Consider the following 15,186-nt stretch of genomic DNA (forward strand, 5'->3'; position numbering starts at 1 on the left):
GCGTGACAGCGCCTTGGGCGCGCTGGCGCCGAGCGTAGGCGCTGCGAACGGCGGAGGGGAGAATTCCGTCAAATGTCTCAACAGCCTTGTGTGGCAAGAAGATCCGCAAACCATGCGCACACGGGCATGAAGGTACGGAATGTCGCAAGGTTCTCAAGGTGTACGAGATCAGGCCGGGGTGGGTGGCAGGGGCAACGGCAGCCCGGGTAGCCCGTCCAGGCTGGTCGCCACGTGCTCCTTCTTCTGGAAGTACGCGTCCAGCGACACGTCGTCCTCCCGCGCGAAGCGCTTGGCGTGCAACTCGCGGTCTTCCTCGTACGCCATGAAGGGCACCGCGTAGCCGCAGGTATCCCGGATGAGTTCGGCGGTCACGACGATGATCGCGCGCAGGCCGTGCGGGGTCGGGTCGATGTCCGGGAAATGGGCGAGCAGTTCCTTGAAGCGCGGATCGTCACGGAGGACGGGCTCGCCGCGGCCGTGTACGCGGACGATGTTCGGCGGGCCCTGGAAGGCGCACCACATCAGGGTGATCCGGCCGTTCTCCCGCAGGTGGGCGATCGTCTCGGCGTTGCTTCCGGCGAAGTCCAGGTAGGCGACGGTGAGTTCGTCGAGGACCGCGAACGAGCCCTTGAGGCCCTTGGGGGAGAGGTTGACCGTGCCGTCGCCGGACAGGGGCGCGGTCGCGGTGAAGAAGAGGGGCTGCGCCTCGATGAACGTACGCAGTCGGCCGTCTATGCGCTCGTAGGTCTTTCCCATGCCTAACGATTATTGGCGCAACTCCTTTGTCTGTCTAAGGAATTGCGCCCCCATTGCGCACCTTGGGGCCCGCGGGCCCCGTGGCCGCCCCGGCCCAGCGCTCGGGGCGGCCACGGAGGGCATACTCGGTGGCGTCGGTTACTGGTTGAGCTCGCAGGCCGCGAGCGCTTCGAGACCCTCGGGCTTCTCCGCAGCACGACCGATGGCGGTCTCGATGCGGTTCAGCGCGGCGACGCGCTTGTCCTCCAGCGGGCCGAGGATGGCGTTCTGGACGAAGTTGGGGCCGCCCTGGCCGACCGTGTCGATGATGCGCTGGTTGGCCTCGGCGATCTGGGTGTCGAGCTGGGCGAGGTTGCTGTCCACCTCCGCCTGAGCGGAAGCGGGGATCTCGGCGGGCAGGCTCGGCTCGACGTCGGGGCAGCTGATGGTGCCCGCGGCGCCGGCATTGCCCGCGTCCTCGGCGCCGCCCGCGTCCTCCGCGTTTCCGGCGTCGTCGGCCGCGTCACCGGCAGCGTCTTCGTTCCCGCCCGCCGCGTCGGTGGGCGCCTCGGTCGGCTCTTCCTCGGCCTCGCCGCCCGCGTCGGCCGCCCCACCCGCGTTGAGCTCGCAGGCCGCGAGCGCTTCGAGGCCCTGGGGCTTCTCCGCAGCACGACCGATGGCGGTCTCGATGCGGTTCAACGTGGCGATGCGCTTGTCCTCCAGCGGGCCGAGGATGGCGTTCTGGACGAAGTTGGGGCCGCCCTGGCCGACCGTGTCGACCAGTCTCTTGTTGGCCTCGGAGATCTGGGTGTCGAGGAGCGTGAGGTTGCGCTCCACCTCGGCCTGCGCGGAGGCCGGGATCGCGGGGAGGCTGCCCTCGACGGCCGGGCAGTTGACCGTGCCGGGCGACGCGTTCGTGGCGGCCTGCTCGCCGTTGTTCGACGTCTCTCCGGCCAAGGCCGATCCGGCGATCACGGCGCCGGACAACACGACAGCGGCGGCGCCGCCGATCATCGCCACGCGGCGCTTGTGGTACTTCGGGAGAGCCCTGGACATGCGGAAGCCTCGCTCTGGTCGGGGGTGGGCCGCCCGTGGTCCCTCGGGCGGCGTGCTGTCTGTGCGGTACAGCGGTCTTGCGGTGTACAAACGCGGCGCCTGCGTTCAGCGGGAGATACGCGAAAGCGGTTTCACCTGTTCAAACAAAACCTGAGATTTGTTCGCCATGCCCTCCAGCGGACCCCGAGATTGACGAACCATGCAGAGTGCTGCATACTCATGCATGTCAGCGAATGCACTGTGAGGAGAAACCCGTGACCGAGCGCGTCGTACTCGCCTACTCGGGCGGCCTGGACACCTCCGTCGCCATCGGCTGGATCGCCGAGGAGACGGGCGCCGAGGTCATCGCCGTTGCCGTGGACGTCGGCCAGGGCGGCGAGGACCTGGACGTCATCCGCAAGCGCGCGCTCTCCTGCGGTGCCGTGGAGGCCGAGGTCGCGGACGCCAAGGACGAGTTCGCCGAGGAGTACTGCCTCCCGGCGATCAAGGCCAACGCCCTCTACATGGACCGCTACCCGCTGGTCTCCGCCCTCTCCCGGCCGACGATCGTCAAGCACCTCGTCGCCGCCGCCCAGAAGCACGGCGCGAGCACGGTCGCCCACGGCTGCACCGGCAAGGGCAACGACCAGGTCCGCTTCGAGGCCGGCATCGTCGCCCTCGCCCCCGACCTCAAGTGCATCGCCCCGGTCCGCGACTACGCGATGACCCGGGACAAGGCGATCGCCTTCTGCGAGGAGAAGGGCCTGCCGATCGCCACCACCAAGAAGTCGCCGTACTCCATCGACCAGAACGTCTTCGGGCGCGCCGTCGAGACCGGCTTCCTGGAGGACATCTGGAACGCCCCGATCGAGGACGTCTACGAGTACACGCAGAACCCCGCGCTCCCGCGTGAGCCCGACGAGGTCGTCATCACCTTCAAGGCGGGCGTCCCGGTCGCCATCGACGGCAAGCCCGTCACCGTCCTGCAGGCCATCCAGCAGCTCAACGAGCGCGCCGGCGCCCAGGGCATCGGCCGGATCGACATGGTCGAGGACCGCCTCGTCGGCATCAAGTCCCGTGAGGTGTACGAGGCTCCCGGCGCCATCGCGCTGATCACGGCCCACCAGGAGCTGGAGAACGTCACGGTCGAGCGCGAACTCGCCCGCTACAAGCGGCAGGTCGAGCAGCGCTGGGGCGAGCTGGTCTACGACGGCCTGTGGTTCTCCCCGCTCAAGCGCGCCCTGGACGGCTTCATCAACGAGGCCAACCAGCATGTCTCCGGCGACATCCGGATGACCCTGCACGGCGGTCGTGCCGTCGTCACCGGCCGCCGCTCCGAGTCGTCGCTGTACGACTTCAACCTCGCGACGTACGACACGGGCGACTCCTTCGACCAGTCCGCGGCGAAGGGCTTCATCGACATCTACAGCCTGTCGTCGAAGATCGCGGCACGGCGTGATCTGCAGGCGTAGCCTGACGGAGACCTGGCGTAAGCCTCGCCCGTACCGACCTGACAGCCGCCTCCTCACCTGCAAGGGTGGGGAGGCGGTCGCACATTCACCATTCTCCGAGGAGCAGAGCAAGTGAGCAGCAACAGCGGTGACGTACGGCTCTGGGGCGGCCGTTTCGCCGACGGTCCCGCCGAGGCCCTGGCCAAGCTGTCCGCGTCCGTCCACTTCGACTGGCGGCTCGCGCCGTACGACATCGCCGGTTCACGGGCCCACGCGCGTGTGCTGCACAAGGCGAACCTCCTCACCGACGACGAGCTGGAGCGCATGCTCGCGGGCCTCGACCAGCTCGAAGCCGATGTGGCGGACGGCACGCTCGTCGGGACCATCGCCGACGAGGACGTGCACACGGCGCTCGAGCGTGGCCTCCTGGAGCGGATCGGCCCGGACCTCGGCGGCAAGCTGCGCGCGGGCCGCTCGCGCAACGACCAGGTCGCCACGCTCTTCCGGATGTACCTGCGCGACCACGCCCGGATCATCGGCGGCCTGATCGCCGACCTCCAGGACGCCCTGATCGGCCTGGCCGAGGCCCACCCGGACGTCGCCATGCCGGGCCGTACGCACCTTCAGCACGCCCAGCCGGTGCTCTTCGCACATCACGTACTGGCCCACGCCCAGGCCCTCTCCCGGGACGCCGAGCGGCTGCGTCAGTGGGACGAGCGGACGGCCGTGTCGCCGTACGGCTCGGGTGCACTGGCCGGCAGCAGTCTGGGACTCGACCCGGAGGCCGTCGCCCGCGACCTCGGCTTCGAGCACGGCAGCTCGGGCAACTCCATCGACGGGACGGCCTCGCGGGACTTCGCCGCCGAGTTCGCCTTCATCACCGCGATGATCGGCGTGAACCTCTCCCGGATCGCCGAGGAGATCATCCTCTGGAACACGAAGGAGTTCTCCTTCGTCACCCTCCACGACGCCTTCTCCACCGGCTCGTCGATCATGCCGCAGAAGAAGAACCCGGACATCGCGGAACTGGCACGCGGCAAGAGCGGCCGACTGATCGGCAACCTGACCGGCCTGATGGCGACGCTCAAGGCGCTGCCCCTCGCGTACAACCGCGACCTCCAGGAGGACAAGGAGCCGGTCTTCGACTCCTGCGACCAGCTGGAGGTCCTGCTCCCCGCCTTCACCGGCATGATGGCGACCCTGACCGTCAACCGCGAGCGCATGGAGGAGCTGGCCCCGGCCGGTTTCTCGCTGGCCACCGACATCGCCGAGTGGCTGGTCAAGCAGGGCGTGCCGTTCCGGGTCGCGCACGAGGTCGCGGGGGAGTGCGTGAAGGTCGCCGAGGCCGAGGGCAAGGAGCTGGACCAGCTGACCGACGAACAGTTCGCGAAGATCTCCGCGCATCTGACCCCCGAGGTACGCACCGTCCTCAACGTCCCCGGCGCCCTCGCCTCCCGCAACGGCCGCGGCGGCACGGCACCCAGCGCGGTCGCGGTCCAGCTCGCCGAGGTCAAGGCGGACGTGGCGGACCAGCACGCGTGGGCGAACGCCCGCAAGTAAGCGGGTGAGTGCCCGTGAGTGCCTGAGGTCAGCGGGGGAGTGCGGCGGTCACAGCGCGTCGGCCGGATCGCCCGTGGGCTCGGACGGGGTGCCGCCGCCCCCGTCCTTCTCAGGGCAGTCCTCTTCGCTCCAGGCGCTGGTTCCACTGTTCGACGTGCCTTCCTCGACGACGAACTCGACCTTGTCGCGCGGCGGTCGGTCGCCGTCGGCGGCGATGGCGACACCGCCTCCGGCCAGGCCTGCGGCGGCCAGCACAGTGGCGGCGACGACAACTGTCTTACGGGTACGACGTGTCATGTCGGTGGCTCCTTCAGCCGAGTGGGACGACACCGGGTACACGGCCAAGAGCATCAGGTGAGGGCGAAAACGGGCTTAAAGCGGCCGGTGGCCTGGGGATTTGGGTGACTTGGGCACCCGTACGCCACCAGGCCACCACGGCGCGCGGCGGGCTACGGGTGCTCCGCCCCGCCCTCCAGCCGCTGCCCCCGCAGCAGGAACCACGCCGCCACCGCCGCGCCGAGCAGCACCGCCGCGCCGGCGCCCGCCGCGAGCGTGAGCCCGTCGACGAAGGCCGCGCGGGCGGCGCTCAGCAGCGCCTCCGCATTCGGCAGGCCCGCCGTCGCCTCCACCGCGCCGCCCAGGGACTCGTGCGCCGCTGCGGCCACCTCCGGAGGCGTACCGGCCGGAGCCGTGAAGCCGCCGTAGACGCCCGTGACGATGGAGCCGAGGAGCGCGATACCGAGGGCCGCGCCGAGTTCGTACGCCGTCTCGGAGACCGCGGACGCGGCGCCCGCCTGCTCCTTCGGCACACTGGAGAGAATCACGTCGGCGGTCACGGTGAACGAGAGACCCGCGCCGACGCCCACGAACAGCAGTGCGCCGCCGAGCAGTGGATAGCCGGTGGACGGGCTCAGCAGCGTGAGCGTGGCCAGCGCGAGGCCGATCGCGGCGAGCCCGCCTGCGACGACGGCCCGTACCGAGTATCGGCGCGCCACCGAACCAGCGATCAATCCGGCCACCACCGCGCCCACCGCGGCGGGCAGTTCGGCGAGACCCGCCACCAACGGCCGCATGCCCTGGACGAGTTGCAGGTACTGCGAGAGGAAGAAGACCAGACCCGACAGGCCGAGAATGGTCAGCAGATCGGCGAGCACGGCCGCCGAGAAGCCGCGATTGCGGAACAGTCGCATGTCCAACAGCGGCGTTTCCAGCGCGAATTGACGGCGTACGAAGCCGAAGAGCGCGGCGGCACCGAGCAGACCCGCGGCAGCCGCCTCCCCGCTCACCCCGTGTGCGGCGGCCTCCTTGACCCCGTACACGATGCCGACCATCCCGACGAGCGACAGGACGACACTGATCAGGTCCCACGGGCCGGGCTCGGGATCACGGGACTCGGGCAGCAGCTTCATGCCGACGACGACGAGGACCGCCATCACGGGGAGGTTGATGAGGAAGACGGAGCCCCACCAGAAGTGCTCCAGCAGGAAACCGCCGGCGATCGGCCCGATCGCCATGCCCGCGGAGGCGGTCGCGCCCCAGATGCCGACGGCGAGACTGCGTTCGCGCGGGTCGTGGAAGAGGTTGCGGATGAGGGCGAGCGTGGCGGGCATCAGGGTCGCGCCCGCGACGCCGAGCAGCGCCCGCGCCAGGATCATCAACTCCGCAGTGCCCGCATAGGCGTTGAGCACGGAGACCAGGCCGAACGCGACCGAGCCGATGAGCAGCAGCTTCTTACGGCCGATACGGTCGCCGAGGCTGCCCATCGAGACGAGCAGACCGGCGATCACGAACGAGTAGACGTCACCGATCCACAGCAACTGCGTACCGGACGGCTTCAGGTCCTCGCTGATGTACGGGGTGGCAAGCCCGAGCACGGTCGCGTCGACGGCCACAAGCAGCACGGCGAGGACGAGCACGGCCAGTGCGAGCCAGCGCCCGGGGCGCTTCTCCACTTCCGTCGCCGCCGTCCACTGCTGTGTGCTGGTCATGATTCTCTCCGTAGTGCGCCGCCGAGCAGCAGCTCGACGATCATGTGGTGGAAGTCCTTCGCGGCGACCTTGCCGTTCAGTACGACCCAGGCGCAGGACGCGATCAGTGCGAACAGCGCCTCGGTGAGCCAGGCGGGCGTGAGGTCGATACGGAACTCGCCGCTCTCCTGGCCACGCCGGAACAGGGCGGAGATACGGGCGTCGAGCCGGGCCCAGCCCTCGTTCTGCTGCTCACCCTCGAAGAGCTGGTTCTCCGTGTAGAGGAACGAGAGCAGTCCGGCGGCGGGCTCGATCTCGCGCACCAGTCGGCGTACGGCATCGCTCGCGGACCCCTCGTCGAGCCGCGCCGCGTCCAGCGCCGCCTCGCACTCCTCGATGCCGAGCTCTTCGAGCGCTCGCACGAGGGCGTCGCGCCCGGCGAACTGGCGGTGCAGGGTGGCCCGGCTGATCCCGGCGGCCTTGGCGACCTCGTCCATGGTGGAGGTGGACTTCCGGGTGAGCAGCGCGGCGGCGCTGCGAAGCACATGTGAGCGATCGACAGCCATGAGACAACCATAGCCCACATGAGACATGAGTGTCTCATTCAAGGCGTACGCGGCTCATCCATGCCCGCTCAGTCATGCCTGCCTGCGGTGCCCGCAGTGTTGGACTCCGGTGATCAGCGGGTGCTCAGTGCCAGGGCAGCTGCCCGCGCCGCTCCCAGTACGTGCCCGGCTCCTCGGCGAGCGCGGCCAGCCGGGCCACTTGTTCGTCGTCCAGGTCCACCACCGCGGCGTGCAGGTTCGAGGTGAGCTGGTTGACGGTGGCCGCGCCGGAGAGGACGACACCGGCCCAGGGCTGCCGCAGGACGAGGGCGAGGGCGACCGCGTCGGCGCCGAGTTCCGCCGCCTCGGCGATGGCGCGCACCGCCTCCGGGGCGTGCGGACCGGCGAGGCGGCCGTTGGCCATGGCCTCCTTGACGATCACGGTGAGCCCGGCGTCATGCGCCTCGGCGAGCGCGGGCGCGGCGGAGGTCTCCAGCGCGTTGTAGGTGGCCTGGACGGTACGGAAGAGGGGCTCGCCCTCGACCGTCACGGCGAGCGCGGCCCGGATGGCGTCGGCCTGGGCGGGTCCGCTGGTGGAGAAGCCGATCGTGAGCCCCTGGGCCGCGGCTTCCGCCAGCTTGGCGTGGAGTTCCTTGTCGGTGAGGGCCGGGCTGTCCGGGGTCACCGAGTGGATCTGGTACAGGTCGAGCCGGTCGCCGAGCAGTTCGGCGGACTCGGCGCGCTGCCGCTCGTACGTGGTGACGCTGTGGTCCTTGACCTCGTGCTCCTCGGCGTCCGCCCGCCAGCCCGCGGTGTAGGTGTAGCCCCACTTGCTGCCGATGACGACATCGTCGATCTCGGGCCGGGCGCGCAGCCAGTCGGCGAGGAACTCCTCGGAACGGCCGTACGAGCGGGCCGCGTCGAAGTAGCGGACGCCCTGGGCGTAGGCGGCGTCGAGGAGTTCATGGGATCGCTCGCGCAACGCCTCGACGCTGCGTTCGGCCGGGAGGTCGCTCTCGCGGCCGAGGTTGATATAGCCGGGGCGGCCGACGGCGGCGAGGCCCAGGCCGATGTGGCAGGTGGGGGTCGTCGCTGAGGCGAGTCGGGCGAAGGGCATGGGGGCTCCGTTCGGTCGCTCTTGTGCGGCTCCGGACCAACGTAACCGTTCCTCTGGCCATTGGCCGCTGTGCCCACCCGCGATGACGAGGTCCCGGAACTCCCTCTGCCTCGCGTTGCCGCCGTCCTTAAGCCGGTTTTCGCCCCCGCCTGATGGTCTTGCTCCCAGGCAACGCCTCACAACGGCCTCGCCCGCCCCGTACGACGGGCGGAGCCGCAGCCCGACGGCGCTAAGGAGCGACAAGACCATGACACGTACGCCCCACACGGTCCTCGCATCAGACAGCGCGGAGGCACGGTGACCACGAACCACGAGACAAGCGACGGCAAGCTTCTCGAAGAGGCGCTCTTCGAGGTCAAGCGGGTGATCGTCGGCCAAGACCGCATGGTGGAGCGGATGTTCACCGCGGTCCTGGCCCGTGGGCACTGCCTGCTGCAGGGCGTGCCGGGTGTCGCCAAGACGCTCGCTGCGAAGACCCTCGCCCAGGTCGCGGGCGGAAAGTTCGCTCGGCTCCAGTTCACCCCGGACCTCGTACCGTCCGACATCACCGGCACCCGGATCTACCGGCAGTCCAGTGAGACCTTCACCGTCGAACCCGGCCCCGTCGTCGCGAACTTCGTCCTCGCCGACGAGATCAACCGCGCCCCCGCCAAGGTGCAGTCCGCGCTCCTCGAAGTGATGGGCGAGCACCAGGTCTCCATCGGCGGCACCACCATCCCCGTCCCCCAGCCGTTCCTCGTGCTCGCCACCCAGAACCCCATCGAGTCCGAGGGCGTCTACCAACTCCCCGAAGCCCAGCGCGACCGCTTCCTGCTCAAGGTGGAGATCGCCGCCCCGAGCGAGTCCGAAGAGCTCGCGATCCTCTACCGGATGAGTGTCGACCCACCCCGGGCGCGCCCCGTCCTCACCCCGGAGCGGCTGATCGCGCTCCAGCGCGCCGCCGACGAGGTGTTCGTGCACCACGCGATCGCCGAGTACGCCGTACGGCTGATCGTCTCGACCCGTGAACTCGCGGGCCGTGACGGCCGGTTGGCGCACGGCGCGGGACCTCGCGCCACCCTCGGCCTGGTCGCCGCCGCCCGCGCGCTCGCCCTGTTGCGCGGCCGTGGCTACGTCCTCCCCGAGGACGTGCACGATCTGGCCCACGAGGTCATCGCGCACCGGCTGGTGATGTCCTTCGACGCGCTCGCCGACGGCATCACCGGAGCCGAGATCCTCGACGAGGTGCTGGCCGCGGTGGAGCAGCCACGGGTCAGTCCGCGCCACGACCTCGGGCCCGACCAGGAGGAGAATGCGGCATGAGCGGCAGCAGCCCGAGCCTGCGTGAACTCACTCCCGAACAAGCCCTGAAACACCTGGAGTTGCTCTTCACCCGCCGCCCCGACGGCCTGCTCCAGGGCGACCACACGGGGCTGGTGCCCGGTCCCGGCAGCGAGGTGTCCGAGACCCGTCCGTACGCCATCGGGGACGACGTACGCCGGATGGACTGGAGCGCCACCGCGCGCACCACCGTCCCGCACGTCCGGCTCACCCTCGCCGACCGTGAACTGACCACCTGGATCGTCCTCGACGCCTCCGCGAGCATGGACTTCGGCACCGCCCAGATGGAGAAACGCGACCTGGCCGTCGGCGCCGCCGCGGCCGTCGCCTTCCTCACCGAGCGGGCCGGGAACCGGATCGGCGCCCAGATCACCGGCCCCGACGGCATCCGGCGGATCCCGCCGCGCACCGGCCGCGGCCACCTCCTCAGGGTGCTGCGCGCCGCCCTGGACCGTCCCCGCGTGGCACCCGGCCAGGCCGCCGCCGGGCAGAGCCTCGCCGACGCCCTGTACGCGCTGCGCACCCTGCCCGGCAGCGGCCTCGTCGCCGTCGTCTCCGACTTCCTGGAGACCGGCTGGGAGCAGCCGCTGCGCACCATCGCCCACCGCCACCAGCTGCTCGCGGTCGAGACGGTCGACCCCCGCGAACTGGAGCTGCCCGACGTGGGGTTGCTCACCGTCGTCGACCCCGAGACCGGCCGCAGGCGTGAAATCCCCACCAACGCACGGCGGTTGCGCGAGCGGTACGCCGCGGCGGCGCTGGAACAGCGGGCGTTGATCAAGACGTCCATACGCCGGGCGGGCGCGGCCCATCTGCGGCTGCGTACGGATCGTGACTGGGTGCGTGATGTCGTACGCCATGTCGCGGCCCAGCGGCGCAGGGCGGGAGGCGGTGCCGCGTGAACGCCCGGCCCGTGCAGGTGAGTGCCATGTCACCGCCGTCCTCATCCGCATCCCCGTCCCCGTCCCCGTCCGTCCACCGGGAGCTGCCATGAGTCTGCGTTCGCCCGGCTGGCTGCTGCTCCTGGTGCCCTTGCTCGCGCTGATCGCCGTGTATCTGGTGGTGCAGCGCCGACGCGGCCGGTACGCCGTCCGGTTCACCAACCTCGATCTGCTGGACAAGGTCGCGCCCAAGCAGCCGGGCTGGCGCCGGCATGTCCCCGCAGCCGCTTTCTGCGCCATGGTCGGCCTGCTGATAGTCGGCTTCGCCCAGCCCACCACCGAGGTGCAGGTGCCGCGCGAACGAGCCACGATCGTCGTCGCCTTCGACGTCTCGGCCTCCATGGAGGCCACGGATGTCGAGCCGACCCGCTTCGAGGCGGCCCAGCAAGCGGCCCTCGCCTTCGTCGACCGGCTGCCCGAGCGCTTCAACGCCGGGCTCGTCCCCTTCAGCGGCACCGCGAACGTGGCGGTGCCGCCGACCACCGACCGGGCCGCGCTGCGCACCGCCATCGAACGGCTCACCACCGGCGAGGGCACGGCGATCGGCGAGGCCGTCGTGGCCTCGCGCGACGCCGTCCGCATGCTCGACCGGGAGGCCGAGCGGCGCCCGCCGCCCGCGCACATCGTGCTCCTGTCGGACGGCTCCAACACCACGGGCCGCTCCATCGAGGAGGCGGCCGAGGAGGCGGCCGGCGACCAGATCCCGGTCTCGACCATCGCGTACGGCACGGAAGGGGGCACCATCGAGCTGCCCTCGGGCGACAGCATCCCCGTCCCTGTGGACGGCCCCGCTCTGGAGAACCTCGCCTCCAGCACCGGCGGCGACTTCCACGAGGCCGCGACCGGGGAAGAACTCCAGGCGGTGTACGAGGACATCGGCAGCTCCGTGGGGCACCGCACGGAGGAACGCGAAATCTGGCAGTGGTTCGTCGCGGCGGGGCTGCTTGCGGCCTTGGCCGCCGCAGCGACCTCACTGCTCTGGTTCTCGAGGCTGCCGTGACGCGGTGGCGCTCCACTGGGGGTGCGGTTCGAAGCTGCGGGTTCGTTGTGGCTGGTCGCGCCCGCGCGGCGGAGCCGCAAATCGACACAGCCCCGCGCCCCCTACGGGGCGCTGGTGGAGCCGCAATTTGATGCAGCCCGTGCCCCTGAAGGGGCGCGGTGACCAAGGAGGAACTCTCGTGTCCGACAACCGATACACCGGCCACCCCGGCCCCGCGGCCCCTCCGGGCCCGGGACCCGACGGTCGTGATCCGGCCACGGGCCGCGAGCATCCCTACGGTGACACCGGAGCTGACGACGGCTGGTCGAGGCCGGACGCCGACGACCCGTACCCGGGTCTGGCCGCGGCGCGCGGCGGCCCGTTCGACGGCGCGGGCGCCAGGCACGCGGACCCTGTCGCGCCGTCGCACGATCCGTACGGCGGTGTGAAACCAGGTGCACAGGCCAGTGACCCGCACTCGAGTGGGCCGTCCGCCGAGCCTCCGTACGCCGGACTTGGAGAGCCCCGCGGACCGGCGTTCGTGCCGGGCCGACCACCGCCGACGTTCGGGTCGCCTGCGGCGGGGGCCCGGCCGGTGGAGGCGTATACGTCCCCGTACGCCACCCCGCCGGCACCGGTCCAGCGTGGCCCCCGAAAGCCCCGCCCGATCGTCGCGGCGGTTCTCGCCGCCGTGCTCGCGGGCGGAGCGGCGGGGTACGCGGCCGGGGGCTTCGGTGAGTCGGGCTCCGACGAGCCAGCTGCCGCGCAGGACGTCGGTGGGCTCGAAACCGTCGCCGCGCGGGTGCTGCCCAGCGTGGTGTCGATCCAGACGGACGACGGGCAGGGCTCCGGGTTCGTCTTCGACGAGCGTGGCCGGATCCTCACCAACGCCCATGTGGTGGCGGGCAGTTCACAGGTGTCGATCGAGCTGCAGGACGGCCGGAGGCTTCGTGCGGACGTACTCGGCGACGATCGTGCCAACGACGTGGCCGTCCTCGAACCCGAGACGTCACGCGGTCTGCGTGCCGCCGATCTCGCCACCGGCGCCCGGCCCGGTGTGGGCGACACCGTCCTCGCCATCGGCTCCCCGCTCGGCCTGAGCGGAACCGTCACCTCCGGCATCGTCAGCGCCCTCGACCGCTCCGTACGGCTCGGTGAGGGCGGCGAACGACGCCCCGCCCTGCAGACCGACGCGTCGATCAACCCGGGAAACTCCGGCGGACCCCTGGTGGACGCGAGGGGGCGCGTCATCGGCATCAATACGGCGATCGCGACGTTGGACCAGCAGCGTGGTGGTTCCATAGGCATCGGTTTCGCGATCCCGGTCGCCGACGCGAGGGAAGCCGCGCAGGCGATCATCGACGGAAGCTAGCGGCGAGGGGTGAAACACCATGAGACTCCTGGTGGTCGAGGACGAAGAAGACCTGGTCGTCGCGCTCAAGGTCGGCCTCGTCAGGGCCGGGTACGCCGTCGACGTCGCCCCGGACGTCGACACGGCCACGGAGAAGCTGGCCGTGAACGACTACGACCTGGTCCTGCTGGACCTCAATCTGCCGGACGGCGACGGGTTCTCGGTGTGCCGGGCGGTACGGGCGACCCAGGGCGGCCCGCGCATCCTGATGCTCACCGCCCGCGACCGGCTCGCCGACCGGGTCCGCGGCCTCGACGAGGGCGCCGACGACTACCTGGTGAAACCCTTCATGCTGCCCGAACTCCTCGCCCGTATCCGCGCCCTGCTGCGCCGCGAGGACGGCGGCACCTCGGTCGTCGAGGTCGGCGAACTCCGCCTGGACACCGCCCGCTTCGAGGCCTTCCGTGGGGACCGCCCACTCCACCTCACCCCCAAGGAGTTCGGCGTCCTGCACTATCTGATGACCCGCCCCGGCCGTGTCGTACCGGCCGAGGAACTGCTCGAACACGTCTGGGACGAGAACGCCGACCCGTTCACCAACACCGTGCGGGTCACGGTCGGCTCCCTGCGCCGGAAGATCACCGGAGACGAGGAGCCCCTCATCGAGACGGTGATCCGGCAGGGCTACCGGCTCAAGGAGGACAACGAGCCCAGAGAGGACGCCGCGGGATGACCGGCCACCATCGCCGGGGCGGGCTGAGCGCCGCACTCCGGCTCGTACGGGCGAAGCTGCGCCTGCCCGCCTTCACCCACACCATCCGCTTCCGGCTCACCGTCCTCTACTCCGGCCTGCTGTTCGTCCTCACCGCCCTCGTCCTCGGCGCGACGTACTTCGTGGTCGAGCGCAGCGGCGAGGCGCACCCCGTCAGCGATCAGTTCCGGGCGAAGAAGTACGTGAACGGCGTCTACTGGGGCGAGGTCGACGCCGTGAAGCTCAAGGAGGTCGAGGCCGCCGTCAACTACGCCACCTTGGACAACCTCCGCAGCTCCTCCTTCGTCGTACTCGGCGGCCTCGGCGTCACCAGCCTCGCCATCGGCTGGATCCTCTCCGGCCGCGTACTGCGTCCCGTACGGGCCATCTCCCGTACGGCCGCCGACATCCAGGCCACCGACCTCTCGCAGCGCATCCGTCTCGACGGGCCGAAGGACGAACTGCGCGACCTCGCCGACACCATCGACTCCATGCTCGACCGGGTCGACGAGGCCTTCCGCGCCCAGCGCCAGCTCATCGACGACGCCTCGCACGAACTGCGCAGCCCGCTCGCCATCATCCGCGCCAACCTGGACGCGGTGCTGACCACCGAGGAGTCCGACGAGGCGGAACGCAGGGCCGCCGCGCGCAGCGTGGACCGTGCCACGACCCGTATGACACGGCTGGTCGAGGACCTGCTGGCCACGGCCCGCCGTACCGCGCCCGCGCTCGCCGACGCCGACGTGGACCTGGCGGCGGCGGCCGGCGAGGCCTGCGAGGAGTTCGTGCCACTCGCAGCGGAGCGCGGTCTCGTCCTGCACCGCCGCCTCGCCACCGGCCTGACGGTCATCGGCGACCACGACGCGCTGCGACGCGCGATCGGCAACCTGCTCTCCAACGCCGTACGGCTCGCCCCGCCCGGCACCCGCATCACCGTCTCGACGGGCCGCCAGGACGGCTGGCTGTGGACGTCCGTCCAGGACGAGGGCCCCGGCATCCTCGACGACGACCAGGCCCGGGTCTTCGACCGCTTCTGGCGCGCGAAGGGCAACGGCGGCGGACGCGACCGGCACGCGGGCCTCGGCCTCGCCATCGTGCGCCAGATCGTGGAGTCCCACGGCGGCCAGATCCGCCTGTTCTCCCGGATGGGAGAGGGCTCGACGTTCGTCCTGTGGTTCCCGGCACCGGGTGCCGAGCAAGTTGATGGTGGGCCGCCGGAAGAAAGGCCAACCTGACTACGCGACGTTCAGGGGCGCCCCGTAAGGGGCGCGGGGAACTGCGCGACAAGCCACGACGGACCCGCAGTCGACAAAGCACCTTGTAGGGCCCGGCGCTTAGGACTTGTCCGGTCGATCATGCTGCTGGTTAGGCTGCAAGCGTGTCCAAGACGTGCGTGAGTAACGAGACCAGCAGCATGGTCTGCCTATGGGTCGA

General features: G+C 70.6%; 14 protein-coding genes. 8 read left to right on the top strand and 6 right to left on the bottom strand.

Annotated elements, in window-relative coordinates:
- Nucleotides 1–168: 168 nt before the first annotated feature.
- Together OP79_RS26420 and OP79_RS26425 are read right to left on the bottom strand one after the other, a co-directional pair.
- The gene (locus OP79_RS26420; protein WP_033323484.1) at nucleotides 169–756 is read right to left on the bottom strand and encodes a pyridoxamine 5'-phosphate oxidase family protein; all 588 of its coding nucleotides are present in this window, start codon (nucleotides 754–756) and stop codon (nucleotides 169–171) included.
- Between the two features lie 138 nt (nucleotides 757–894).
- Nucleotides 895–1,791, bottom strand: coding sequence for a hypothetical protein (locus OP79_RS26425; RefSeq protein ID WP_033323486.1), 897 nt, complete (start codon nucleotides 1,789–1,791; stop codon nucleotides 895–897).
- Nucleotides 1,792–2,045: 254 nt separating this feature from the next.
- Here OP79_RS26425 and OP79_RS26430 point away from each other — a divergent pair, with 254 nt between their 5' ends.
- Nucleotides 2,046–3,242: an argininosuccinate synthase gene (locus tag OP79_RS26430; RefSeq protein WP_211270867.1), complete on the top strand. Its 1,197-nt coding sequence runs from the start codon at nucleotides 2,046–2,048 to the stop codon at nucleotides 3,240–3,242.
- Between the two features lie 111 nt (nucleotides 3,243–3,353).
- A complete protein-coding gene (gene argH, locus OP79_RS26435; protein WP_033323489.1) occupies nucleotides 3,354–4,781 on the top strand; it encodes an argininosuccinate lyase in 1,428 nt (475 codons plus the stop codon).
- Nucleotides 4,782–4,829: 48 nt separating this feature from the next.
- On the opposite strand, the gene OP79_RS26440 is transcribed toward argH, so the two are convergent.
- From OP79_RS26440 to OP79_RS26455, 4 genes are all read right to left on the bottom strand, one after another.
- A complete protein-coding gene (locus OP79_RS26440) occupies nucleotides 4,830–5,078 on the bottom strand; it encodes a hypothetical protein (protein WP_033323491.1) in 249 nt (82 codons plus the stop codon).
- Nucleotides 5,079–5,230: 152 nt separating this feature from the next.
- The gene (locus tag OP79_RS26445) at nucleotides 5,231–6,769 is read right to left on the bottom strand and encodes an MFS transporter (RefSeq protein ID WP_033323492.1); all 1,539 of its coding nucleotides are present in this window, start codon (nucleotides 6,767–6,769) and stop codon (nucleotides 5,231–5,233) included.
- Nucleotides 6,766–7,314 (bottom strand): TetR/AcrR family transcriptional regulator, encoded by a 549-nt coding sequence (locus tag OP79_RS26450; protein WP_033323494.1) that lies wholly within the window; start codon nucleotides 7,312–7,314, stop codon nucleotides 6,766–6,768. The genes OP79_RS26445 and OP79_RS26450 overlap by 4 nt, the downstream gene beginning before the upstream one ends.
- Nucleotides 7,315–7,438: 124 nt before the next feature.
- On the bottom strand, nucleotides 7,439–8,410 hold the full coding sequence (locus OP79_RS26455) for an aldo/keto reductase (protein WP_033323496.1): 972 nt from the start codon (nucleotides 8,408–8,410) through the stop codon (nucleotides 7,439–7,441).
- 297 nt (nucleotides 8,411–8,707) lie between these two features.
- Between OP79_RS26455 and OP79_RS26460 the strand changes: the two genes are divergently transcribed.
- From OP79_RS26460 to OP79_RS26485, 6 genes are all read left to right on the top strand, one after another.
- Nucleotides 8,708–9,712 (top strand): AAA family ATPase, encoded by a 1,005-nt coding sequence (locus OP79_RS26460; protein ID WP_245685448.1) that lies wholly within the window; start codon nucleotides 8,708–8,710, stop codon nucleotides 9,710–9,712.
- The gene (locus tag OP79_RS26465) at nucleotides 9,709–10,632 is read left to right on the top strand and encodes a DUF58 domain-containing protein (RefSeq protein ID WP_033323497.1); all 924 of its coding nucleotides are present in this window, start codon (nucleotides 9,709–9,711) and stop codon (nucleotides 10,630–10,632) included. Before OP79_RS26460 ends, OP79_RS26465 begins: the two co-directional genes overlap by 4 nt.
- Before the next feature lie 88 nt (nucleotides 10,633–10,720).
- Nucleotides 10,721–11,671, top strand: coding sequence for a VWA domain-containing protein (locus OP79_RS26470; RefSeq protein ID WP_033323526.1), 951 nt, complete (start codon nucleotides 10,721–10,723; stop codon nucleotides 11,669–11,671).
- A gap of 178 nt (nucleotides 11,672–11,849) precedes the next feature.
- A complete protein-coding gene (locus OP79_RS52140; protein WP_245685449.1) occupies nucleotides 11,850–13,022 on the top strand; it encodes a S1C family serine protease in 1,173 nt (390 codons plus the stop codon).
- A 19-nt stretch (nucleotides 13,023–13,041) separates the two neighbouring features.
- Nucleotides 13,042–13,734 carry a response regulator transcription factor gene (locus OP79_RS26480; RefSeq protein WP_033323499.1) on the top strand — a complete coding sequence of 231 codons (693 nt, stop codon included), beginning with the start codon at nucleotides 13,042–13,044 and terminating at the stop codon, nucleotides 13,732–13,734.
- Nucleotides 13,731–14,987, top strand: coding sequence for a sensor histidine kinase (locus OP79_RS26485; RefSeq protein ID WP_078492020.1), 1,257 nt, complete (start codon nucleotides 13,731–13,733; stop codon nucleotides 14,985–14,987). Before OP79_RS26480 ends, OP79_RS26485 begins: the two co-directional genes overlap by 4 nt.
- The last annotated feature ends 199 nt before the right edge of the window (nucleotides 14,988–15,186 follow it).

It is taken from the genome of Streptomyces yerevanensis, from assembly GCF_000716805.1.
Lineage (GTDB): Bacteria > Actinomycetota > Actinomycetes > Streptomycetales > Streptomycetaceae > Streptomyces > Streptomyces flaveus.

Bases quoted from the DNA above. Each gene is read 5' to 3' on its own strand.
- OP79_RS26445 (WP_033323492.1), bottom strand. From the start codon at position 6,769: ATGACCAGCACACAGCAGTGGACGGCGGCGACGGAAGTGGAGAAGCGC.
- OP79_RS26455 (WP_033323496.1), bottom strand. From the start codon at position 8,410: ATGCCCTTCGCCCGACTCGCCTCAGCGACGACCCCCACCTGCCACATC.
- OP79_RS26485 (WP_078492020.1), top strand. From the start codon at position 13,731: ATGACCGGCCACCATCGCCGGGGCGGGCTGAGCGCCGCACTCCGGCTC.
- OP79_RS26450 (WP_033323494.1), bottom strand. From the start codon at position 7,314: ATGGCTGTCGATCGCTCACATGTGCTTCGCAGCGCCGCCGCGCTGCTC.
- OP79_RS26470 (WP_033323526.1), top strand. From the start codon at position 10,721: ATGAGTCTGCGTTCGCCCGGCTGGCTGCTGCTCCTGGTGCCCTTGCTC.
- OP79_RS26480 (WP_033323499.1), top strand. From the start codon at position 13,042: ATGAGACTCCTGGTGGTCGAGGACGAAGAAGACCTGGTCGTCGCGCTC.
- OP79_RS26440 (WP_033323491.1), bottom strand. From the start codon at position 5,078: ATGACACGTCGTACCCGTAAGACAGTTGTCGTCGCCGCCACTGTGCTG.
- OP79_RS26465 (WP_033323497.1), top strand. From the start codon at position 9,709: ATGAGCGGCAGCAGCCCGAGCCTGCGTGAACTCACTCCCGAACAAGCC.
- OP79_RS26420 (WP_033323484.1), bottom strand. From the start codon at position 756: ATGGGAAAGACCTACGAGCGCATAGACGGCCGACTGCGTACGTTCATC.
- OP79_RS26425 (WP_033323486.1), bottom strand. From the start codon at position 1,791: ATGTCCAGGGCTCTCCCGAAGTACCACAAGCGCCGCGTGGCGATGATC.